Consider the following 21393-nt stretch of genomic DNA (forward strand, 5'->3'; position numbering starts at 1 on the left):
TAGTGTGTAATTTAGCGGTCGTGTAAGTTATCGTTAGCAGAGATGAGTTAGATATGAAATTTGCACATAGAGGAGAATTTTTTTAATGAAAAAAATAGCTTGGATCACGGATACAGCCGCACAACTTGATGATGCTTTTATTCAAAAATACGATGTATATGTTTTGCCTCTAAGTGTTGTTTTTTCAGCCGGTTCTTATAGAGAATCGGTTGATTTAACAAAAGACGAATTTTACGAAAAATTAAAACTAGCGAAAGTGTCACCAAAAACCTCTCAGCCGGCAATTGGCGAAATGCTGGCTTTGTATGAAAAACTTGAAAAAACAGGCTATGATTTTGCAATTGCTGTCCATTTATCAAGTGGTCTTTCAGGCACATTTGAAACGGCACAAGCAGCTTCTCGAATGACTGAGTTTCCAGTTTATCCGATTGATTCGCAAATTGGTTCGTTTCCAATGGTCAAAATGATTGAAGTAGGAAACAATTTGCTCGAAAAAGACGAGACGATAGAAGAAGTTATCGCAATCATTACAGAAATGACACGTGCATCCAAGCTATCTTTTATTCCGTCTAGTTTAAACCAATTACATAAAAGCGGACGTGTTTCAGGAACGCAAGCGTTTATTAGTAATTTGCTAAACATCAAATTGGTTATTAGTTTTATCGATGGAAAACCGGTAATGACCGAAAAAGTACGAACAAATAAACGCGCAAAAGATCACGTGTTGTCTTTATTGCGTGCGGATATGATGAACGGAACCGTGCCAGAAGTGGCTGTGATTAATTGCAATAACATCCCAGACTCAGAGGTATGGCAAAATGAGTTGATGAAAGAATTTCCAAACTTAAAGGTACAAATAGTGGCTTTAAGTGTCTGTGTAGCAGTACATGCAGGCGATGGAACAACTGGCTTGAGTTGGGTTCGTTATTAAATTTGTAGATGAAAAGACCGCCACTCCTCTATAGGAATGACGGTCTTTTCATCTACGTTGCTTAGTTGTTCATAAAAGCTTTAATTTCTTCTTCATCCATAGATGAGTCGCATTTCACATTTACAGTGTCGCCTTTTGTGTAAATAAAACCAGGTACTGTTGGAATATCATATTCTTTGCGTAACGCGGAAATGCCATCCATATCATCTGACTCTACACTGTTCACGTAGTAGATATGCGTATTTGTTTCTTCAGAAACGTCTTTTAGTTTTTTGACAAAAGTTTGACAAAAAGGACATACCGCTTTACCAACATAAAGTACGGCTTCTGTATCCCCTTTGATCAATTCTTGTGCTTTGGCGGAATCAATTTTTTCAAATCCTGCTATGTTTTCTTCATAAGTAGTCATATATATTCAAGCTCCCTTCTCTAATAGTTCTATTGTACAGGAGTAGAGAGATAGACGAAAAAAATATGCTTGAGTATAGCGCTTCAATAAAGAGGGCGATTGCTTAATAGTTTTTATTATCACGGAACAGTTTATTTATTAAACACCTTTTAAGTAGATATGTTAAGCTTTAAGGAGGATAGTTTAAACTTACATTTTCCATACAAAGATGAAAATAGGTTCAAGTCTTTTTTAGTGTAACCGACAGTTGAGAGTTCAATAAAAGTAAAATAGGATACTAATTGAGGTGCTTAATAATGACAACATTTCAAGAATTAGAGATGTATAAGAATTTTGATGAGTTGGCCAATGACGTACTGGATCTTGCCAAAGAAATTTTACCTGACCAATTGCTTTTTTTGAGTTCTATCAGCGATACCCAGCAACTTATTTTGAAACTTTCAAACAACAATACAAGTATTGTTGTAACGGAAGGAATGGTTTTTAACTTAGAAGAAACTTTGTGCAATCGCATTGATTTTGAAAAAAAACAACCGTTGATTTATGAAGATACGATGTCAGAAAGCAGTTTAGCAAATTTTAAAGATACGCTCGAAAATGCCAATGTTAAATCTTACTTAGGGATTCCAATCTCTTTTGTGAATGGAGATAAGTTTGGTACCTTATGTGCTGTAAATGATGAAGTCACTCGTTTTGATGAGAAGAGCGTTCAGTTGCTTCAGAGAATCGTCAGAATGTTTTCTTATTATTTGGATTTAGAGCGTTTTGCTTATAAAGATTCGTTAACAGATTTATACAATCGGCGCTATCTTTCTACTTTTTTTGAAGACAACCACCATACGGAAGGAGTCATCTTCTTTCTTGATTTGGATGGCTTTAAAAAGGTAAATGATCTGTATGGCCACGATGAAGGAGACATAGTATTAAAAGAAGTCGCTAGAAGACTTAAGGCCTTTGCAAGTGAGCATGAGGATGCGTTTGTGGTCAGATTAGGCGGAGACGAATTCATTATCCATTTTCCGTACATGTCCAGTAAAGAGAAATTAGCAGAACAAGCGAGACGCCTACTTGACAGCTTAAGCACGTGGGATGCTAAATATCGACTTTCTGCTAGTGTGGGTATCGTAACGTATCCAAAAAACTGCACAATTGATGTAAAGACATTACTCAAACATGCAGATAGTGCCTTATATCAAGCCAAAACAGCAGGCAGAAACACGTATAAGTTTTTTGAATCGTAATACTTTTTATGTGCCAGCTCCTTCGTCGGAGTTGGCCTTTTTGTGTAGAGCAATCGAGCTGTTTTAACGGATTACTGATTTTATTACTGAAAAACGAAAAAACATGTAAAGTATTGAGAGTCAGGTTTAAAACAGGTCTCTTTCCATGAATGCACGAATCATGTAAACTGGATAAGGTTAAGAAAAAACGAGATGTCCTTACTGATATTGATGATTGCTAGTATAAATTTAATAAGAATATCGGATGACAGGCAGACCTTGCATCCCTTAATGAAAGGATTGGAACTTGAATATGACAGAGAATTTTTGGCGTGATTTGCCACGACCTTTTTTTGTATTGGCGCCGATGGAAGATGTCACAAATGTTGTGTTTCGCCATGTGGTAGCAGAAGCGGCAAAACCAGATGTGTTTTTTACTGAGTTTACGAATACGGAAAGTTATTGTCATCCGGAGGGAATCTTCAGTGTGCGAGGGCGTTTGACTTTTACTGAAGACGAACAACCCATGGTGGCTCATATATGGGGCAATAAACCTGAGCATTTCCGAGAAATGAGTATCGGAATGGCGAAGCAAGGCTTTAAAGGAGTCGACATCAACATGGGATGTCCTGTGCCGAATGTTGCGGCCAAAGGAAAAGGTAGTGGCTTGATCTGTTATCCCGATAACGCAGCGGATATTATCCAAGCTGCCAAAGCAGGCGGCTTGCCTGTCAGCGTCAAAACAAGAATCGGGTATACCGACGTGGACGAGTGGAAAGGCTGGCTGACTCATCTATTTGAGCAGGATATTGCCAATTTATCGATTCACTTGCGGACCAAAAAAGAAATGAGTGCAGTGCCTGCACATTGGGAACTGATTCCAGAAATCAAGAAACTGCGTGATGAAATCGCACCAGATACGCTTTTAACGATTAATGGAGACATTCCTGATCGCCAAACCGGCCAGGAACTTGCTGATAAATATGGCATTGATGGCGTAATGATTGGGAGAGGTGTTTTTCACAACCCTTTTGCTTTTGAAAAAGAACCGACAGAACATAGCCCAAAAGAATTGTTTGACTTGTTGAGGCTGCACCTAGACCTCCACGACCAGTATTCAACAGAAAGTCAGCCAATTGCTTTTAAACCATTGCGGCGGTTTTTTAAGATTTACATTCGGGGCGTACGAGGCGTTGGTGAATTGAGAAATCAACTGATGTATACCGAAACAACAGACCAAGTGCGTAGGTTGCTCAATGAATTTGAGACATTGAATGAGGCGGATAGTTTACTTGAAACAAATAAATAATTCTAGATGAGGAATTTCTTCTGAAAAGCCGTCTCCTAATTTGTTGGATAGGAGATGGCTTTTAAAATAGTGACTATAAATCATTAATATTTATACATTTTTTCTAATTGACTTCACTTAGCCGAATCGTTATATTAAATGGCGAAGCAGATGATAGGAGTGAACCGCTTGACCCCGAACGTGGAGTTGCAAAATTTAAATTTGATTGATTTATTAAGCGAGCGCCATATGTCAATACGAAGAATTTCAGAGCAGGCTTGGAATGAGGAAAGTGAAATCCGTATCTCGAATTCTGAGTGGACCATCATGGCTCATATTTATAAACAGCAGCCCACCATTGCATCTGTGACGAAGAACGTAGATATTTCCCGTCAAGCCATCCATAAATTTATTAAAAATTTGGCTGCGAAAGACTTAGTAGAAATACAGAATGTACAAAACAATAAAAAAGAAAAATGCATTCGGCTAACCACTTTAGGGGAAACATGTTATGAGAAAAACGAAGTATTAAAAAGTCAGCTAGAACGTAAAATTGCTGAAAAAATTGGTGCAGCTCAGTTAAAAACTCTTAAGGCTATTTTAGAAGCCGATTGGCAAATTTAATTTGCCATTAAAAAACGTCCGGCTTTCCCAAGTACTTGAGAAAGCCGGACGTTTTTTATGAATGGAAAATTACTTAACTTCTTGAGGGAGGTCTTCTGTGACCAACTCGTTTATCATTTTATTGATGTCTTCAAAGCTTATATCCATTGCATGAGCCAGTTCTTTAAAAAGTATAATTTGTGTGTTGTTCAGTAATTTATAGTCGTGAGCATAAAAAGACTCTTTTTGAATTTGTGTATCAAATTTTTTGCGCATCAACGCATTAATGACACCTGCAATTTGCATCCGATCTCCTGAATGAATTTTGTTAGGCTGCGTCTTTGGGTTTTGAGGAGTCTGTGATTCAACTTCTGGCTTTTTAAAAACATCGATAATTTCGAGAGCTTGTTCTTTTTGAAGAAGCTTTAGCATAACGACCTTGTCATTTCCAACAGGTGTACTAATTGTAACTAAAGTATTCTCCAAAGGATGCAGTTTATAATATTTCTTTGTGACTCCTGAAACAGTCTCGTCACAAATATCGTTAATTCTGCATAGTCCGTGGGTGGAATAAATGATATGATCTCCAATAGCGAACATCTTTTTCCTCCTCTAATGTAACTCATCTAACACTACTATAACACATCTGCCGTAAATTGTAAACTTAGTTGACGATTGGAAGAAAGAGTTAGGCTTAGGTAAATAAGAAGATCAACATAATAGATTAACGCGTCGTGAAAATGGGAATACAACATACAGGAAGTTTTTTTAGTTGTCAAAGCGGAGGTAGGACTAGATGAGAAGTATGGAAGAAGCAAAGCGGTTGATCATTGCCGAAAAACTCAAACATTACAATGAGCGTTTAGCAGATATGCAGCGAGATTTAGATTTTTTCTATGAAGAGTCGATGGATGATAAGGAATCTTTGGAAATTATCCAGGATATTCAAGATAAAGTAAGACGTTTACAAGTAGTAAAGAATAGAGAAAGCCAAGAGACAGTCAGTTGAGACTGTCTTTTTTGCTGTCTTTTGGGATCACTGAAGGACTTGAGAATATGTGCTATCATAAAGAATGGATTAAACGACTTATAGCAAAATAGCAGGAGGAAAAAAGATGGATAACAATGATTTATTGATTAGACTGCGTTATGCACTGGATATAAAAAATACAGACATGGTTGAAATTTTCAAATTAGGTGGCATTGAACTGAGCAAGGATGAAGTGCTAAAAGTACTAACGAAGACGCCTGAAAGTGAAGAAGAAGACGACAGCATTTGGATAGATCACGAAGACAACGACGATTACATCAAAGCAGAAGATGAGCTTTTTGAAGCTTTTTTAAATGGTTTTATCATTTTTAAAAGAGGTCGTCAAGATCCAAAATCGGATCAAGCTAATTTGCCAGAACCTGTGAACGAACGCTCGAACAATTTATTGCTAAAAAAAGTAAAAATTGCTTTGCAGCTTACTAGTGAAGACATGTTAGAAATCTGGGATTTAGCAGGAGTTACTGTTACAAAAGGTGAACTTGGCGCATTGCTTCGTAAAATAGGTCACAAAAACTACAAAGAATGTGGCGATCGCTATGCACGAAACTTCTTAAAAGGTCTCGCCATCAAATACAGAAACTAAAAAAAATTCTCTCTATTGGTGAACTGCAGCAGCATTGTTAAGCTTTACTAACAATGTTGGCGCAGTTTTTTTATGATTAGTTATAGATAAAAAGTACTATCGCTTTCCCGTGTAAATGATTATGATAGAGAAGAGATTATGCGGATAGCAAAGGGGACAGCAGAATGAATTGGTTGCCGATGAGAAAAAATAAAGTTGCGGCTTTTTGGGACTGGTTTGTAACAAACAAAGCCGTGTATCATAAATTAGATGATAAAAATAGCGATAAGCGGTTAAACCAATTGCAAAAGAAACTGCAGAAAGTAAATCAGCATTTGACTTTTGAATTGAGTGACCTTAGCGAAGACGCTAAACGCGAGTTGGTTATCAGTGCAGATGGAATGATCGAGGCGTTTGACGATGTGATTGAGTTGGTTGAGCAAGCTCCGGAGCTTGACGCTTTTAAAGTGATTGCTTTTCGTCAACAACAAACCGAAGAAGTTTCGATTGATTATGGGGATATTGAACTTTCGTGGCATGATATGTTCTATACAGTTGAAAAACAAGAAAGCCGTGACGATTTTAACTTAACTCTTTATGTTAAAGGATTTACGAAAGAAAACGAAGACGAATTTGTTTCGGCTTCATTTATTTTATTGGATACGGTTATTGGTGAATACAATGCTGGTATGTGTATTGGGGAAATTGAATTTGCGAGCTATGAAAGACAACCTAATCTCTTACCGATAAAAGAGCTGCAAAGCCTTTTTTAAAGAGGATATTCTAACCTGATGATAGTCAAAACCCCGAACGCCACGTTACATGTGGCGTTCGGGTTTTGAGTAATTATAAATTAATTTACTTTGTCTAATAAGAAGCCATAGCCTTCTGCTTCCATTTCTGCTTCAGGAACAAACAGCAAAGCAGCGCCGTTCATGCAGTAGCGCAATCCGCCTTTATCTTTAGGACCGTCATTAAAGACATGTCCAATGTGATTGTCTCCTGCGCGACTTCTAATTTCTGTTCGTTTCATGAAGAACAAACCGTCATCATGCTCTGTCACAACTTTTGAATCAATCGGTTTCGTAAAACTCGGCCAGCCTGTTGTAGAGTCGTATTTATCAGCAGACGAGAAAAGAGGTTCTCCTGTTGTAATGTCAACATAAATACCAGGCTCGTAGAAACCGTCGTATTCACTAGAGAAAGAAGGTTCAGTGCCGTCTTCTTGGGTTACTTCGTATTGAATATCGGTTAAAGTTGCTTTTAATTCTTCGTCGCTTGGTTTTGGATAAAGCGCTGGGTCAATCAATGACTGAGCATCTTCTCCTAGTTGTTGATTTTCAAGCGTATCAAACTCAACATGACAATAGCCATCTGGATTTTTTTCAAGGTAATCTTGATGAACTTCTTCAGCTAAATAATAGTGATCCAATAGTTCAACTTCTGTAACAATGGGCTCATCGTAGCGATCTGTTTGTGCAGCAACCACTTTATCAATGACTGCTCGATCAGCTTCGTTTTCATAATAAATGCCTGTACGGTATTGCTCGCCGCGGTCGTTGCCTTGTTGATTTAATAATGTCGGGTCAATGATCATAAAGTAATGATTCAGTACTTCTTTTAATTCAACACGTTCTGGGTCGTAGCGAACGTGCACGGTTTCTGCATGTCCCGTATTTTCACGCGTAACTTCCTCGTATGTCGGATTTTCCGTATTGCCATTAGCATAGCCGGACGTTACATCGTAAACGCCGTAAACTCGGGCCATGTAAGCTTCAACACCCCAGAAACAGCCTCCAGCTAAATAGATATCCTGCAACTTGTCTGTATCAAATTCTAAATCTATGTTCGGATTGTCCGGATATTTTGAAGTGCTTGTATCAGAAGCGTTTCCAGAATCTGCGCTTGTGGAATTGGATGCACTCGAAGTAGAACAACCTGAAAGTACTAGTAACAGTAAAATCACAAAGCCTGCAAATGAAAGTATTTTCATAGTAAAGCTCCTACCTTTCTTGGTGGAGTGACGTGTAAGCGCTTTTCCACTTTTATTATCCTTAGTTTAATGGAAAGTTTGGGAAAGCGAAACTGAAGCGATTCAGATATAACTGTTAAATGACAAGCGTTGTCACAAAATAGATTTATTCCGTATGAGATGCATAGCTGCTACATGCCAAACAGCGTCACTCAATAAAAACGAGTGAATCGCAAATGTTTCAAACCAAATGAAATCATCATCCTCCCGAACATTTCATGTATAACGAATCGCGTGAATGTATTGCGTTTATTGGCATTGTCATTCGACTTGTCTTGAAGTCGAAACTATTTCCACTGTGCTGCGTATAACTTAAAAAGAGCAGAGAGGCAGGCGTGGCAGATGGAAATCAAAACGAAAGAGAAAGAAAAGAAGGATCGCTGGTGGATTTTTGATGTAATTCTTGAGAGTCTCGAGATTTTATTTTATATTCCACGTTTAGTTGTGCGTATCGTGCTGGAAGTGTTTCGATAGGAGAGGAAGGATTAAACGGTTTGGACAGTATTTCTTGAAATTGGACAGTATGTGTCTCAATTTGGACAGTATTTTATACGATTCCGACAGTATTCTAGCTCATCTCGACAGTATCGCCAATAAATGGAAAAAGCCGCCTAGACTAGGCGGCTTTTTCATCGTTTTATAGCTTCGCAAACTCAGGATCAGCGACTTTGACCAATTGCTTGCCGAGATTGGTGCCTTTAAATAGACCGAAGAACGCATCCGGTGTATTTTCAAAGCCTTCGACAATCGTTTCATCGTATTTCAATTTGCCTTCTTGTAGCCATTGCGTCAGTGCCACAACACCAGTTGGTAACTGTTGTGAGTAATCGCCAAGTGTGAAGCCTTTCATCATTGCGCTTGTTTTGATAAATTGACCTTGAATGCGCGGTCCAACATCGCCATCTACAGAATTGTAAGAAGAAATTGCGCCGCACACGGTAACACGTGCGTGTTTGTTTAACTCATTCATGACAGCGTCAGAAATGTCGCCACCGACATTATCAAAGTAAATATCAACTCCATCTGGAAGCGCGGCCACTAAATCTTCTTTAAAGCTGTCTTTTTTATAATTAACGGCTGCGTCAAAACCAAGTTCGTTGATCAAGTAATCGATTTTTTCATCAGAGCCTGCGATGCCGACAGCGCGTGCACCTTTGATTTTCGCCAATTGGCCAACGATGAAACCGACTGCACCCGCTGCGCCAGAAACAACAACCGTTTCACCAGCTTGGGGTTTGGCAATATCAAGTAACCCGAAATAAGCAGTCAATCCAGTTAATCCAAGAACACTCAAATGTGCTGTGATAGATGCTGCAGTTGGATCGATTTTTTGAAGCTTTTCGGCATTCGCCACATTGTACTCTGACCAGTTAAGGTTGTTGCTGACAATGTCCCCTGTTTCAAATAAATCCGAGTGCGATTCAACAACTTCAGCCAAGACGCCTCCGGTTAATGCTTGGTTTAATTGGAATGGGGGAATGTATGACTTTATGTCTCTCATTCGACCGCGCATATACGGATCAACTGATAAGTAAAGAGTCTTTAATAGGACTTCGTTTTCGCCCGGTGTTGGAATTTCTTTCTCAACAAATCGAAAGTCGTCGTTTGTCGGCATGCCTTCAGGACGATTGACTAAATGAATTTCTTTATATTTTTGAACGGTCATGGAAAATTCCTCCTAATGTATGTAGATTCGATGAAAAGCGTACCATTCGGAATGGAGGTGGTCAAAAATAATGTACCAAAAAAAGGAGCGAGCGCGTATTCTTGATTCCTTAAAATTCGTATGCTATTTTGAAATACCGATAGCTTTCGGAGAAGATGAGCACGAAGAAAAGAGGAAGTTCCATGAAATCACTATATAAAGAGTTATTCAATGAAATTACTTTGCCAAACGGCGTGGTATTAAATGATCGTTTGGGTGTAGCACCAATGACAACTTATTCGGGAAATAAAGACGGAACTGTTTCAGACGAAGAATTAACGTATTACCATCGTCGTGCAGGTCTAGGTAGTTTATACATCACAGCGTGCATCGCCGTTTCAGAAAATGGCATTGCGTTTCCAAACCAATTTATCGGATTTGACGATAGCGTACTTCCGCGCTTAAAACAACTAGCAAAAGAAATGAAAACAAAAGGCAGCAAAGCGATTTTGCAAATGCAACATGGTGGTCGTCAAGGACAGCCTGAGTTGATCAAAGCCAATGAAACCGTAGCGCCAAGTGCTGTAGGAGAAGCGGGCAAGCCAACGCCGCGCGAATTGACGGAAGAAGAAATCTACGCAATTATCGAAGATTTCGGGGCAACAACTAAAAGAGCAATCGAAGCAGGCTTTGACGGTGTTGAAATTCATGGTGCCAATACGTACTTGCTCCAACAATTCGTGTCGAAGGTTACCAATCAACGTGAAGATCAATGGGGTGGCAGTCTAGTAAATCGCATGAGATTCCCACTGGCTGTACTGAAAAAAGTTCAAGACACGGTTGCTAAATATGCAGATGAGCAATTTATCATCGGCTACCGTCTATCACCAGAAGAAAACAATGAAAAATCGACGGGCTATACAATAGAAGAAACGAAGATATTAGTCGAAGAATTGGTTCAACGTGGCATCCATTATATTCACGTATCGCTGATTGAGTTCAAGAAAACACCAAAAGGCGCTGAACAAGGCGATAGCATCGTTCGCATCTTAGCGGATCAAATCAATGGACGTACGGCATTCGTCGCAGTCGGGAGTATTAAAACACCAGAAGATGCGGTAACGGCTTTGGAAGAAGGTGCAGATATTGTGGTCATCGGACGTCAAGCGCTGATTGATCCTGAGTGGACGGATAAAGTAAGACAAGGAAAAGAACAAGACATCCATCCAGCAATTACCCAACACATGGTCGGTAAATTAGATATTCCGCAAAATATGTGGAACTTGATTACTTCGTACGGAATGATCAAAATTGCAGAAAAGTGATTGCCACAAAATAGAAAAGCGCAGCTCTGAGTATTTCAGAGCTGCGTTTTTTGAATTCATCCTGTAAACACCGGATCATATGGATAACGATAATTTTCTTTTCGTGGCTTCATCAATATAAAGAAAAGCGTCAATGGACCGATACGGCCAGTGAACATTACTAAGCTTAACAAAACTTCACCCAAACTGCTCAAGTCTGCCGTGATGCCCATGGACAAGCCAACTGTTCCAAAAGCGGATACCACTTCAAATGCGAGCGGTAAGAACGGGATTTTTTCTGTAACCGTCAACAAAAACAAGAAAAAAACAACCAGTAAAACGCTAATCGTTGTAATAGCTAGTGACCGTATCACCGTCTCAAGTCGAATCGAACGTCCGAAGATTTCAGGTTCGCGACGTGATTTCAAAAATGAAACAGTCGCTAAAATGACGACAATAAACGTAGTGAGTTTAATACCCGATGCAGTTGAAGCACTACCGCCTCCGATAAACATCAACAACATTGTAAACAATAAAGTCGGATCTTCTAGTTGACTATAATCCAATACATTAAATCCAGCAGTTCTTGGAGTAACCGCACTAAAATAGGAACTGAACACTTTTTCATGCAAAGGCATCGTGCCAAGTGTGCCTGTATTGTTATACTCTAATAGGAAAATTATCAGCATCGCTACCGTGTTTAAGATTACCGTGCCGCCAACCATTAGCTTTGTATGCAGCGACCAACGATGAAACGATTTTTTCTGTGAAATGTCTATAACAACCGTAAAGCCAATTCCGCCGATAATAAACAAAGAAGAGATTAGTAGCGTGACAATGGGATCACCTGAAAAGCCGATCATGTTATCAGGAAATAAAGAAAAGCCGGCATTGTTAAAAGCCGATATGACATGAAAAACACTGTTATGAAGCGCATCTTTAAAGCCAAACGCGGGTGTCCAATAAATCGTCAACAAGACAGTTGCGACAGCTTCTACTGTCAATGCAAAAGTTAAAATCAACTTAACAAGTTTAACGACACCGCCAATGGAGTTTTGAGTGAGTGATTCTTGTAAGTAGATGCGATTTTGAAGTCCGACTTTTTTACGAAACAAAATAAGAATGGCCACTGCGAAAGTCATCAATCCGATGCCTCCACATTGAATAAGCACCAAAAGAACCAATTCGCCAAAGCCGGTGAGCACAGTTCCAGGATCAAACACACTGAGTCCTGTCACGGTGGTCGCAGATGTAGCGGTAAACAAAGCATTCGTCCAAGAAATTGACTGTGTGGTTGCAAATGGCAACTTTAAAAGCAACGTACCAATCAAGATTAAAAACAAAAAACTGCCCGATATTAGTAAAGGGGGAGAAACAGAAATCCGCTTTCTTTTCCAGGAATGCATGGAGACACTTCCTTATCTTATCGAAGTAAAATATGAGCTTACTTTATGCTTGTTTCAAGAAACTGTCAATAGTATAGAAGAAGAGCAAAAGGAAGAAAACGCTTACTTTATTTTTAGAATATCTTAAATTGGTATAGACAACTATACAGATTGTGTTTATAGTGAAAATTAAGAATACACAAAAGGGGTGGAAATTTTATGTTCAGTTTTCTGCAAAAAATAGGAAAATCGTTAATGTTCCCGATTGCTACGTTACCAGCAGCCGCGTTATTGCTGCGTTTTGGACAAGATGATTTGCTTGGCATTCCGTTTATGTCAGCTGCCGGTGCCGGAATTATCGATAACTTGGCAATCATCTTTGCGATTGGTATTGCCATGGGCCTTGCTCATGATGGCAATGGAGGAGCCGCGTTAGCTGGTGCTGTCGCTTACCTCGTATTAACTTCCTCAATCGTCACAATTAACGAATCGATTAATATGGGCGTGTTCGCCGGTATTTTATCGGGTATTGTCGGTGGTCTTTTATACAATAAATTTTACAATGTAAAATTCCCACAATGGCTTGCGTTTTTCGGCGGACGGCGATTTGTACCAATTATCACTGCCGCAACGATGACTATTTTAGCCGGGTTACTTGGTTATGCTTGGCCGCCAATTCAAGAAGGAATTGACAGTGCGGGTGAGTGGATTTTAAATGCAGGCATGTTCGGTGTTGGTGCTTACGGTTTCTTGAACCGCTTATTGTTACCAACTGGTTTGCATCACGTCATCAATACCGTGGTCTGGTTTGACTTTGGTACCTTTACAGATGCTTCGGGAGAAGTCGTGCGCGGAGAAATTAACCGCTTCTTAAAAGGCGATCCAACAGCAGGACCGTTCTTGTCTGGTTTCTTCCCAATTATGATGTTTGGTCTACCTGCAGCGTGTCTTGCAATGTATGCAACTGCTAAAAAACATCGAAAAGCGGTTGTAGGTGGAATGCTTTTCAGTATCGCGTTTACTTCATTCTTAACAGGAATTACAGAACCAATTGAATTCTCGTTTATGTTCTTGTCTCCTATATTATACGTTGTGCATGCATTGTTAACCGGTGGTTCAATGATGGTTGCTTACGCGTTGGATATCCATCACGGTTTCGGTTTTTCTGCCGGAGCAATCGACTTTGTATTGAATTATGGGTTAGCGAAAAATCCATTGATGCTTCTCGTCATGGGACTCGTGGTTGGCGTCATTTACTTTGTCATTTTCTACTTCTTGATCATCAAGCTAGATTTGAAAACACCGGGTCGTGAAGACGAAGACGAAGATGGCGCAGAAAATGCAAGTTCAAGCAATGCAGCGGTTGATGTGAGAGCTTATCATATAATCGAAGGACTAGGCGGCGTTGAAAATATTGTCGCAGTCGATTATTGTACGACACGTTTACGCATGACCGTTAAAGATACTGATTTAGTAAATGAAAAAGATCTGAAACGTCATGGTGCTATGGGTGTCATGAAAATCAATAAAACAAATGTTCAAGTAGTAATCGGCACAGCTGTTGAATTTCTAGGTGATGCCATGAAACCTCGCGTAGCAAATGGAAATCCAGTACCATCTGATAGTTCGAAAGATGCTAGTGTGGAAAACGAAACAACTGAAGAACCTGCAATGAAACGAGTCATTGCTAAAGATTTTGAAATGCCAATTAAAGGTGACATCATCCCGTTATCGGAAGTACCAGATGATGTATTTGCAAAAGGCATGATGGGTCAAGGGTTTGCGATTATGCCAACGGGTAGCGTACTCCACTCACCAGTTGATGGTCGTGTCGTTAGTGTATTCCCAACAAAGCACGCAATCGGTATTGAAACAGATACAGGAATCGAGTTGCTAATTCATGTTGGATTGGATACGGTTAAATTAAAAGGTCAAGGTTTTGAAACATTAGTAGAACAAGGACAATTAGTGCAGCGTGGAGATGCTTTGCTGAAGCTCGATTTGGAATTCTTAAAAGCCAATGCGCCTTCAGTTGCGACACCTGTAATTTTCACGAACTTGACAGAACAAACTGTGACGATGATGAAAGAAGGCTTCCAAGAACAAGGAACAGCTTCTATTCTAAAAGTCGAATAATAGTAAACGAAAAACCAGGGACATCCATGTGATCTTCCTGGTTTTTCATAAGGAGTGATCTGGATGAAGAAAAGTGTATTGATTTCAGGCATCACGATTGCAGATGCGGTAGAGGAAAGTTTCGTAGGAGACATTTTGCTAGAAGATGGAAAAATAAGTCGTGTAGCTGAAAAAATAAATGTACAGGCAGATAGCTACGTGGATGCAACCGATAAAAACTGGACAGCATTTCCTGGGTTTATCGACATCCACATTCATGGAGCCGCAGGATTTGATGTAATGGATGCAACGCCTGAAGCATTGAGTGGATTAGCAGCAGCCTTACCAAAAGAAGGGACAACCAGTTTTCTAGCAACAACTATGACGCAAACTGAAAATGCCATTTCAGCTGCTTTGCAAAATATTCAAGAATTTGAAGCACAAGAAGGACAAGCTCAAATGCTAGGTGTACACTTAGAAGGGCCTTTTATTTCAAGTAAACGTGCGGGAGCTCAACCAATTGAGCATATTATTGAACCTTCTATAGCGTTATTTCAAAAATGGCAAAAGCTAAGTGGTGACCACATTCGTGTAGTAACCATTGCTCCCGAAGCAACACATGGTTCGAGATTTATTAAAGAACTAGCAGAAGAAGGAATCATTGCATCAATTGGACACTCGGATGCTACATTTGAAGAAGTACAGACAGCTGTTACTTGTGGAGCAACACATGTGACGCATCTATACAACCAAATGAGTCCGCTTCATCATCGCAATCCAGGAGTAGTGGGCGCAGCTTTACTAGAAGATGCCTTATCGGTAGAAGTCATTGCAGACTTTATTCACAGTCATCCATCTGCTGTTAAACTAGCTTTTCGTCAAAAAGGAGCAGATCGGCTTATTTTGATTACAGATGCGATGCGTGCGAAAGGGTTACCACCTGGAGTTTACGATTTGGGTGGACAAGATGTGCAAGTTACAGAAAAAGATGCACGACTTGCGGATGGTACATTAGCGGGAAGTATTTTAACGATGGAAAAAGCAGTCCAAAATATCCAGTCGATTTTAAATTGCAACTTGAAAGAACTAGTCGCAATCACTTCTGCCAATGCGGCAACTGCACTTGGACTTTCAACAAAAGCAAAATTGAAAGCTGGCATGGATGCGGATGTCGCAATTGTTGACGATGACTTTACTGTCCAAATGACGATTTGCAAAGGAACAATAGCATACAATAAGGAGTGTCAAAAATGAAGGTAGTACGTGTAGAAACTTATGAAGAAATGAGCAGCAAAGCAGCACAAATCGTAGAACAACAAATTCAAAAAAACAATCGTTCGGTGCTGGGACTTGCAACTGGATCGACACCTGTTGGTCTTTATGAAAACCTAATTCAAGGGGTAAAAGAGCGCGGTATGTCTTATCGCGACATTCATACAGTCAACTTAGACGAGTACTTGGGTTTATCAGGAACTGATCCACAAAGCTATCGCTATTTTATGAATGAAAAACTGTTTCAACATATTGATATTGACTTGGCAAACACACATATTCCCAATGGTAAAGCGACTTCTGTAGAAGAAGAATGTCAACGCTACGAAGCAATGGTCAATGAAATTGGACCTGTTGATTTGCAAATTCTTGGTATGGGGATGAATGGTCACATTGGCTTTAATGAACCTGGAACGCCTGAGAATAGTGTGACACATTCCATAGAGCTAGAGCCGTCAACACGAAGCAGCAATGCACGCTTTTTCGATAGTCTTGATGAAGTACCAACACATGCCATTACGATGGGAATTGCATCTATTTTAAAAAGTAAGCAAATTCTCGTATTGGCTTCAGGAGAAAGCAAAGCACAAGCAGTAAAAGTGTTGTTAGAAGGAAACGTAAGTGAAGAATTTCCAGCTTCATTTCTATGGAATCACCAGGATGTGACAATAATTGTAGATAAGGATGCTTATAGCTTGGTAACGGAAAAAGAGGAGTGATTGCGGTGTTAGATAAACAATCGCCAATTCCAATTTATATACAAATAGAAGAGCAGCTGAAACAACAAATTCAGCAAGGCGATTTTTCAATTGGTATGGCGATTCCCTCTGAACGTGAACTGACTGAGCGTTTTGGTGTTAGTCGAATGACTGTACGCCAGTCGATCACCAATTTGGTCAACGAAGGTTTGTTGTACCGAGAAAAAGGACGCGGCACATTTGTGGCGTCACCTAAAGTAGAACAGCCGCTAAATGGACTGACCAGCTTTACAGAAGATATGTTGGCGCGCGGAATGGTCCCAAGCAATAAAGTCATTACGTTTGAAATTCGAGATCCGGACGCTGATATTGTCGCTGACTTGCATTTAGTAGAAGGCGAAAAAGTATATTTTATTGAACGGATTCGCTTTGCAGATGACAAAACAATGGCGATTGAACGAACATACTTGCCAGTCGCTCGATTTCCCGCCTTGCAAAGCGACTTGCTTAAAGGTTCGCTATACGCACTGATTGAAAATAATCAACAACTGAAAATTAGCCATGCGACCCAACGGATGGAAGCAGGGCTAGTGAAAAAAGAAGATGCCGAGCTACTACAAATCAGCGTACCCGCCGCAATTTTAATGATTGAACGCATCAGCTATTTAGCTGGGGATTTGCCGTTCGAGTTAGTTCGTAGCACCTACCGAGCAGATCGTTATAAATTTACAACAGATATTCAGAGGTAACTCAAAAGGAGAAAAAGACATGATTGAAAAAAGCTATACAATTACAAGTGAAGAAGGACTCCATGCGCGTCCAGCATCAAAATTAGTAGGTGCAGTTTCGCCGTTTTCAGCAGATGTAAAAATGCTCTATAAAGACAGAGAAGTAAATTTGAAATCCATCATGGGTGTTATGTCACTGGGTGTCTCTAAAGGTAAAACAATCAAAGTTACTGCTGATGGCAGCGATGAAGAATCGTTAATGGCAAAAGTTGATGAATTGATTATCGCTGAAGGACTTGGAGAAGCAGTATCTAGTTAATATGGAGTTGAGCAATAATGTTGAGTAGTTATTTTAAACAAATTCAAGAGCGTCTGGAAATTGTGGAACAAAATGAAACGCAGGCTATGCTGACAGCTGCTAAAAAAGTAGCAGCAGCTATTCAAGCTGGGGGCATTATTCAATTGTTCGGCTGTGGACATTCGCATATTTTAGCGGAAGAAGTGTTTTACCGAGCCGGAGGGTTGGTACCCATCAAGCCAATTCTCGTGGAACCTTTAATGTTGCATGAAGGCGCCGTTCAATCGTCTCTATTAGAACGGCAAAATGATTACGCTACAGAGTTCTTGAAAGATCAAGAATTCCAAGCGAACGATGTAGTGTTTGTCGTTTCTACTTCTGGCCGCAACCCCGTACCGGTAGACGTTGCGCTTGCTGCCCGGGAAAAAGGTGCGTTTGTTATCGGTATCACGTCACCTACGTATGCCGACAGTCAGACTTCACGTCATCGCACAGGGCAATACTTGTTTAATGCCGTGGACTTAGTGATCGATAACCACTCAGTTATTGGAGATGCTGTTTTGGCATACGAAGGAGTCGATGTTCGATTTGGTCCGACATCCACTGTTGTAGGCACGACCATTTTAAACGGCATTTTTGCAGAAGCTATTAAAGAAATGGCCGATGCTCATTTTGCACCACCCATTTTCTTAAGCGGCAATATCGACGGAGCCGACGAACACAACAAAAAACTGATCGACACATACAGCGAGCGAATTTCGCTGCTATCTTGAAGATCTGAGCGCACGGCAGGAGTTTTCTGCCGTGCTTTTTTTTGTGTAGTTGTGGTTTTGGGGCCGAACGTGCATAAATTTTGGGGAGCGTGCGTATTTGGGGCCGAACGTGCATAAGTTTTGGGGAGCGTGCGTATTTGGGGCTGAACGTGCATAAGTTTTGGGGAGCGAGCATATTTCCAGCCGAACGTGCACAAATCAACATCAGAACCTAATCAAGCATATAAAAAAAGCCCCGGCACAAAAACACAGGGACGTTCTTCATTTATTCAGCTGATAACTCGCTTTCTGTTACCCATTTATGGTTTTCGACTTTGTCGCCGCTTTCAGTATCAATGAAATCTACCATGTATACGGTCGTTTCTTCTGCAGCGTCGATAGTTGCTGATGCGCCGTCCATACCTTCCATATGATCCGCTGCGATAACAGCTTCGTCACCCACTGCTAAAGGCGTATCGCCTGCATCTTCCAATTCCTCATGAATCACCCATTTGTGATTTTCAACAGGCTCACCACCTGTTGTCGGTGTGAAACTCAAGGCGTATGCAGTGGTATCGTAAGCTCCAACAATAGTAGCTTCAGCGCCATCCATACCTGACATGTGTTCAGCACTCATCACCGCTTGACTGCCTACTTCAAATGTTGGATTGTCAGCTTCCATTAAATCTTCAGGTACTTCGCCAGAACTTGAATGATTCATGTCTCCGTGACCTGCATCAGCGTCTTTTTCCTCATCCATGTCTTCAGTCATCTCAACTTGGTTGTCTGGGTCTGCTGGGTTGGTGTCTTCTTCTGTATCTCCACAAGCGGTTAAAGTAATCGCAGTTAAAGTCGCCATCGTTACAAGTAAAAACTTATTTTTAATCATCTGTATCCCTCTTTCGTTAGTTGAAGTAAGTGTACTTTACCCACAATTTGTGCAATTGCTGTGCAGAATCTGCACCAAAACTCAAAACTTTTCCTGTACAATGAAAAAAATGAAGAAAAGAAAAAGGCTGTGTCTCAGCGGAGGTTCTTATGTTCAATAAATTATCACTAAAAATAGGCTTGTTGTTTTTTGCTTTTATAATCGTGATTCAAGCGTTTCTGTTTACAACGCTTTATTTTACTTTGGTTGATGAACGAGTGGATGAAGTGATGGAGAATCTATTAGCAAGAGGAGAAACACATAGTGAAGTACTCGCAGATAGTTTTGAAAAAATTACATTAGCGCATGTAGGCATGATGGAAGCGGCGACTGACTTTAGTGTTGTGATTACAGGGGCAACTGGCGATATATTGATCAATTCAGATGCCTTAGAACCGGAAATGTTAGCGGTGCTCGAGCATACGGAGTTTGACTATACGCCACTAGAAGGAAAAATCATTGAAGAAGATTGGAAAGATAAAAAATATATTGCAACAGACAGTCCCATTACAATTGACGGGAAACATGCAGGTCATGTGTTTATGTTTTCGCCGACAGACAACATTGACCGAATTGTCTCTCATTTAAAAAATCAATTTCTATTAGTGGCACTTATTGCAATGGTGTTAACGATCATTACGATTTTACTGTTATCACGGTTGATTACTTTGCCATTAATTCGGATGAAAGAAGCAACCGAGCAATTGAGTCAAGGCAATAACCAAGTTGATTTAACAAGTGACCGCAACGATGAACTTGGTGAATTGGCAAATGCGATTACTAAGTTATCGACAGAGCTGGACCGTTTGAAAAATGCACGCAATGACTTCCTATCAAGTATTTCCCATGAATTGCGTACGCCGTTAACGTATATTAAGGGCTACGCAGATATTCTAGAGCGGAGAGATACAACAGAGCGAGAACGCGAAGAATACATGAACATCATTCGAGAAGAAACCACACATTTGACGACTTTGATTGAAAATTTGTTTGATTTGGCAAAGCTTGACCGTCATCAATTTACGATTGAACAACGAGATGTGTCTATTGCAGAGCTATTGAAGTCAGTAACTGTTTTAGTAAAACCGGCATTTGATGAAAAACAAATTTACTTGTCAGTAAGTTGTAGCGAAGATGTAACCGCATTTATTGATGCAGAACGTATGCAACAAGTGTTATTGAATGTTCTCGACAATGCGCGTAAACATTCTTATCCAAGAGATTGCGTAACCATTAGATGCAGTGAAGAGCAGGAAAGAGTTGTCATTCGGATAAAAGACGAAGGGCAAGGAATTTCAGAAGAAGAACTGCCATTTGTTTTTGACCGGCTTTACCGTGTGGAAAAATCGAGATCTCGCGAGCGTGGCGGTTCTGGACTGGGTCTTGCAATTGCTAAAGAAATTATCGAATCACACGGCGGACAGATTTATATGGACAGTGAAGTTGAAAAAGGAACAACCGTGACGATTCGATTGAAAAGAGGTGGAGACCATTCATAAAGTACTGCTAGTAGATGATGAAAAACGAATGTTGGATTTGGTCGCGCTTTATTTGCGTCCCCATGCTTATGCATGCACAAAAGCGAGCAGTGGGAAACAAGCTTTGGATTTATTGGATAAAGAAGTTTTTGATTTAGTGCTATTGGACATTATGATGCCCGACATGGACGGTTGGGAAGTGTGCCGGAACATTCGAAAATTTTCTAACGTGCCCATCATTATGTTAACCGCACGCGAACAACAAGAAGATGTTGTGAAAGGATTGCGTCTTGGTGCAGACGACTATATGACCAAGCCTTTTGGTGAAGAAGAATTGCTGGCACGAATGGAAGCTTTGTTACGACGGAGTGCGCCGGTCAAACGACTGGAGTTTGGAGGCTTGACGTGGGACGAAGATAGTTTTGAGTTGAGTTACCAACAAGAGTCGATTCGACTAACACCTAAAGAATTTTCGATGCTTGGATTATTGATGAAAAATCCCAACAAGGTATTTGAACGCGATCGATTACTGGAATTGATATGGGGATTTGACTCGGAAACAGAAGGACGCACGGTTGACTCTCATGTCCGCAATATTCGCGAAAAAGTTCGACAAGCTGGCTTTCCTGTTGATGATCATTTCCTAACAGTATGGGGGGTCGGCTATAAATGGGACCAATAAAAACCACTGCAG

23 protein-coding genes are annotated in these 21393 nt (G+C 40.2%); 17 read left to right on the forward strand and 6 right to left on the reverse strand.

The window, feature by feature from the left end; translation table 11 throughout:
- Window positions 1-85: 85 nt before the first annotated feature.
- The gene (locus I858_RS02840; protein ID WP_049694416.1) at window positions 86-931 is read left to right on the forward strand and encodes a DegV family protein; all 846 of its coding nucleotides are present in this window, start codon (window positions 86-88) and stop codon (window positions 929-931) included.
- 61 nt (window positions 932-992) lie between these two features.
- On the opposite strand, the gene I858_RS02845 is transcribed toward I858_RS02840, so the two are convergent.
- Window positions 993-1340, reverse strand: coding sequence for a DUF6568 family protein (locus I858_RS02845; RefSeq protein ID WP_049694417.1), 348 nt, complete (start codon window positions 1338-1340; stop codon window positions 993-995).
- A 296-nt stretch (window positions 1341-1636) separates the two neighbouring features.
- Here I858_RS02845 and I858_RS02850 point away from each other — a divergent pair, with 296 nt between their 5' ends.
- The 3 genes from I858_RS02850 (at window position 1637) to I858_RS02860 (ending at window position 4472) form a co-directional block, all read left to right on the forward strand.
- Complete coding sequence (locus I858_RS02850) at window positions 1637-2581, forward strand: sensor domain-containing diguanylate cyclase (RefSeq protein ID WP_338046070.1); 945 nt, start codon at window positions 1637-1639, stop codon at window positions 2579-2581.
- Between the two features lie 292 nt (window positions 2582-2873).
- Complete coding sequence (locus tag I858_RS02855; RefSeq protein ID WP_049694418.1) at window positions 2874-3869, forward strand: tRNA dihydrouridine synthase; 996 nt, start codon at window positions 2874-2876, stop codon at window positions 3867-3869.
- Window positions 3870-4007: 138 nt separating this feature from the next.
- Entirely contained in the window at window positions 4008-4472 is a 465-nt protein-coding gene (locus I858_RS02860; protein WP_049694419.1) for a MarR family winged helix-turn-helix transcriptional regulator, read from the forward strand.
- Between the two features lie 69 nt (window positions 4473-4541).
- Here I858_RS02860 and I858_RS02865 read toward each other — a convergent pair whose 3' ends face one another.
- On the reverse strand, window positions 4542-5051 hold the full coding sequence (locus I858_RS02865) for a CarD family transcriptional regulator (protein ID WP_049694420.1): 510 nt from the start codon (window positions 5049-5051) through the stop codon (window positions 4542-4544).
- 196 nt (window positions 5052-5247) lie between these two features.
- On the opposite strand from I858_RS02865, the gene I858_RS02870 reads away from it, so the two are divergent.
- The 3 genes from I858_RS02870 (at window position 5248) to I858_RS02880 (ending at window position 6837) form a co-directional block, all read left to right on the forward strand.
- Window positions 5248-5460: a hypothetical protein gene (locus I858_RS02870; RefSeq protein ID WP_049694421.1), complete on the forward strand. Its 213-nt coding sequence runs from the start codon at window positions 5248-5250 to the stop codon at window positions 5458-5460.
- A 106-nt stretch (window positions 5461-5566) separates the two neighbouring features.
- Window positions 5567-6085 (forward strand): YehS family protein, encoded by a 519-nt coding sequence (locus I858_RS02875; protein ID WP_049694422.1) that lies wholly within the window; start codon window positions 5567-5569, stop codon window positions 6083-6085.
- A gap of 164 nt (window positions 6086-6249) precedes the next feature.
- Window positions 6250-6837 (forward strand): hypothetical protein, encoded by a 588-nt coding sequence (locus I858_RS02880; protein WP_049694423.1) that lies wholly within the window; start codon window positions 6250-6252, stop codon window positions 6835-6837.
- Window positions 6838-6917: 80 nt separating this feature from the next.
- Here I858_RS02880 and msrB read toward each other — a convergent pair whose 3' ends face one another.
- On the reverse strand, window positions 6918-8057 hold the full coding sequence (msrB, locus tag I858_RS02885) for a peptide-methionine (R)-S-oxide reductase MsrB (protein ID WP_049694424.1): 1140 nt from the start codon (window positions 8055-8057) through the stop codon (window positions 6918-6920).
- A gap of 381 nt (window positions 8058-8438) precedes the next feature.
- On the opposite strand from msrB, the gene I858_RS17470 reads away from it, so the two are divergent.
- The gene (locus tag I858_RS17470) at window positions 8439-8570 is read left to right on the forward strand and encodes a hypothetical protein (protein ID WP_275425616.1); all 132 of its coding nucleotides are present in this window, start codon (window positions 8439-8441) and stop codon (window positions 8568-8570) included.
- A 163-nt stretch (window positions 8571-8733) separates the two neighbouring features.
- On the opposite strand, the gene I858_RS02890 is transcribed toward I858_RS17470, so the two are convergent.
- On the reverse strand, window positions 8734-9762 hold the full coding sequence (locus tag I858_RS02890; RefSeq protein WP_049694425.1) for an NADP-dependent oxidoreductase: 1029 nt from the start codon (window positions 9760-9762) through the stop codon (window positions 8734-8736).
- 182 nt (window positions 9763-9944) lie between these two features.
- Here I858_RS02890 and I858_RS02895 point away from each other — a divergent pair, with 182 nt between their 5' ends.
- Window positions 9945-11066 carry an NADH-dependent flavin oxidoreductase gene (locus I858_RS02895; RefSeq protein WP_049694426.1) on the forward strand — a complete coding sequence of 374 codons (1122 nt, stop codon included), beginning with the start codon at window positions 9945-9947 and terminating at the stop codon, window positions 11064-11066.
- Window positions 11067-11122: 56 nt separating this feature from the next.
- Here I858_RS02895 and I858_RS02900 read toward each other — a convergent pair whose 3' ends face one another.
- Window positions 11123-12451, reverse strand: a complete 1329-nt coding sequence (locus I858_RS02900; RefSeq protein ID WP_049694427.1) for a TrkH family potassium uptake protein — start codon at window positions 12449-12451, stop codon at window positions 11123-11125.
- A gap of 198 nt (window positions 12452-12649) precedes the next feature.
- On the opposite strand from I858_RS02900, the gene nagE reads away from it, so the two are divergent.
- The 6 genes from nagE (at window position 12650) to I858_RS02930 (ending at window position 18314) form a co-directional block, all read left to right on the forward strand.
- The gene (nagE, locus tag I858_RS02905) at window positions 12650-14566 is read left to right on the forward strand and encodes an N-acetylglucosamine-specific PTS transporter subunit IIBC (RefSeq protein WP_049694428.1); all 1917 of its coding nucleotides are present in this window, start codon (window positions 12650-12652) and stop codon (window positions 14564-14566) included.
- 63 nt (window positions 14567-14629) lie between these two features.
- Window positions 14630-15799, forward strand: coding sequence for an N-acetylglucosamine-6-phosphate deacetylase (gene nagA, locus I858_RS02910; protein WP_049694429.1), 1170 nt, complete (start codon window positions 14630-14632; stop codon window positions 15797-15799).
- The gene (nagB, locus tag I858_RS02915) at window positions 15796-16536 is read left to right on the forward strand and encodes a glucosamine-6-phosphate deaminase (RefSeq protein WP_049694430.1); all 741 of its coding nucleotides are present in this window, start codon (window positions 15796-15798) and stop codon (window positions 16534-16536) included. The genes nagA and nagB overlap by 4 nt, the downstream gene beginning before the upstream one ends.
- A 5-nt stretch (window positions 16537-16541) precedes the next feature.
- Window positions 16542-17264 (forward strand): GntR family transcriptional regulator, encoded by a 723-nt coding sequence (locus I858_RS02920; RefSeq protein WP_049694431.1) that lies wholly within the window; start codon window positions 16542-16544, stop codon window positions 17262-17264.
- 19 nt (window positions 17265-17283) lie between these two features.
- Window positions 17284-17562: an HPr family phosphocarrier protein gene (locus I858_RS02925; RefSeq protein WP_049694432.1), complete on the forward strand. Its 279-nt coding sequence runs from the start codon at window positions 17284-17286 to the stop codon at window positions 17560-17562.
- A gap of 17 nt (window positions 17563-17579) precedes the next feature.
- On the forward strand, window positions 17580-18314 hold the full coding sequence (locus I858_RS02930; protein WP_049694433.1) for an SIS domain-containing protein: 735 nt from the start codon (window positions 17580-17582) through the stop codon (window positions 18312-18314).
- A gap of 265 nt (window positions 18315-18579) precedes the next feature.
- Here the strand turns inward: I858_RS02930 and I858_RS02935 are convergent, their stop codons facing one another.
- On the reverse strand, window positions 18580-19182 hold the full coding sequence (locus tag I858_RS02935) for a YdhK family protein (RefSeq protein ID WP_049694434.1): 603 nt from the start codon (window positions 19180-19182) through the stop codon (window positions 18580-18582).
- A 149-nt stretch (window positions 19183-19331) separates the two neighbouring features.
- Between I858_RS02935 and I858_RS02940 the strand changes: the two genes are divergently transcribed.
- Window positions 19332-20720, forward strand: coding sequence for a sensor histidine kinase (locus I858_RS02940; RefSeq protein ID WP_049694435.1), 1389 nt, complete (start codon window positions 19332-19334; stop codon window positions 20718-20720).
- Window positions 20713-21381, forward strand: coding sequence for a response regulator transcription factor (locus I858_RS02945; RefSeq protein WP_204249462.1), 669 nt, complete (start codon window positions 20713-20715; stop codon window positions 21379-21381). The genes I858_RS02940 and I858_RS02945 overlap by 8 nt, the downstream gene beginning before the upstream one ends.
- The last annotated feature ends 12 nt before the right edge of the window (window positions 21382-21393 follow it).

The organism is Planococcus versutus, assembly GCF_001186155.3.
GTDB lineage: Bacteria > Bacillota > Bacilli > Bacillales_A > Planococcaceae > Planococcus > Planococcus versutus.

What these genes read in the sequence shown, in the direction of transcription:
- I858_RS02840 (WP_049694416.1), top strand. Translation starts at nt 86, where the DNA reads ATGAAAAAAATAGCTTGGATCACGGATACAGCCGCACAACTTGATGAT.
- I858_RS02845 (WP_049694417.1), bottom strand. Translation starts at nt 1,340, where the DNA reads ATGACTACTTATGAAGAAAACATAGCAGGATTTGAAAAAATTGATTCC.
- I858_RS02850 (WP_338046070.1), top strand. Translation starts at nt 1,637, where the DNA reads ATGACAACATTTCAAGAATTAGAGATGTATAAGAATTTTGATGAGTTG.
- I858_RS02855 (WP_049694418.1), top strand. Translation starts at nt 2,874, where the DNA reads ATGACAGAGAATTTTTGGCGTGATTTGCCACGACCTTTTTTTGTATTG.
- I858_RS02860 (WP_049694419.1), top strand. Translation starts at nt 4,008, where the DNA reads ATGGCGAAGCAGATGATAGGAGTGAACCGCTTGACCCCGAACGTGGAG.
- I858_RS02865 (WP_049694420.1), bottom strand. Translation starts at nt 5,051, where the DNA reads ATGTTCGCTATTGGAGATCATATCATTTATTCCACCCACGGACTATGC.
- I858_RS02870 (WP_049694421.1), top strand. Translation starts at nt 5,248, where the DNA reads ATGAGAAGTATGGAAGAAGCAAAGCGGTTGATCATTGCCGAAAAACTC.
- I858_RS02875 (WP_049694422.1), top strand. Translation starts at nt 5,567, where the DNA reads ATGGATAACAATGATTTATTGATTAGACTGCGTTATGCACTGGATATA.
- I858_RS02880 (WP_049694423.1), top strand. Translation starts at nt 6,250, where the DNA reads ATGAATTGGTTGCCGATGAGAAAAAATAAAGTTGCGGCTTTTTGGGAC.
- msrB (WP_049694424.1), bottom strand. Translation starts at nt 8,057, where the DNA reads ATGAAAATACTTTCATTTGCAGGCTTTGTGATTTTACTGTTACTAGTA.
- I858_RS17470 (WP_275425616.1), top strand. Translation starts at nt 8,439, where the DNA reads ATGGAAATCAAAACGAAAGAGAAAGAAAAGAAGGATCGCTGGTGGATT.
- I858_RS02890 (WP_049694425.1), bottom strand. Translation starts at nt 9,762, where the DNA reads ATGACCGTTCAAAAATATAAAGAAATTCATTTAGTCAATCGTCCTGAA.
- I858_RS02895 (WP_049694426.1), top strand. Translation starts at nt 9,945, where the DNA reads ATGAAATCACTATATAAAGAGTTATTCAATGAAATTACTTTGCCAAAC.
- I858_RS02900 (WP_049694427.1), bottom strand. Translation starts at nt 12,451, where the DNA reads ATGCATTCCTGGAAAAGAAAGCGGATTTCTGTTTCTCCCCCTTTACTA.
- nagE (WP_049694428.1), top strand. Translation starts at nt 12,650, where the DNA reads ATGTTCAGTTTTCTGCAAAAAATAGGAAAATCGTTAATGTTCCCGATT.
- nagA (WP_049694429.1), top strand. Translation starts at nt 14,630, where the DNA reads ATGAAGAAAAGTGTATTGATTTCAGGCATCACGATTGCAGATGCGGTA.
- nagB (WP_049694430.1), top strand. Translation starts at nt 15,796, where the DNA reads ATGAAGGTAGTACGTGTAGAAACTTATGAAGAAATGAGCAGCAAAGCA.
- I858_RS02925 (WP_049694432.1), top strand. Translation starts at nt 17,284, where the DNA reads ATGATTGAAAAAAGCTATACAATTACAAGTGAAGAAGGACTCCATGCG.
- I858_RS02930 (WP_049694433.1), top strand. Translation starts at nt 17,580, where the DNA reads ATGTTGAGTAGTTATTTTAAACAAATTCAAGAGCGTCTGGAAATTGTG.
- I858_RS02935 (WP_049694434.1), bottom strand. Translation starts at nt 19,182, where the DNA reads ATGATTAAAAATAAGTTTTTACTTGTAACGATGGCGACTTTAACTGCG.
- I858_RS02940 (WP_049694435.1), top strand. Translation starts at nt 19,332, where the DNA reads ATGTTCAATAAATTATCACTAAAAATAGGCTTGTTGTTTTTTGCTTTT.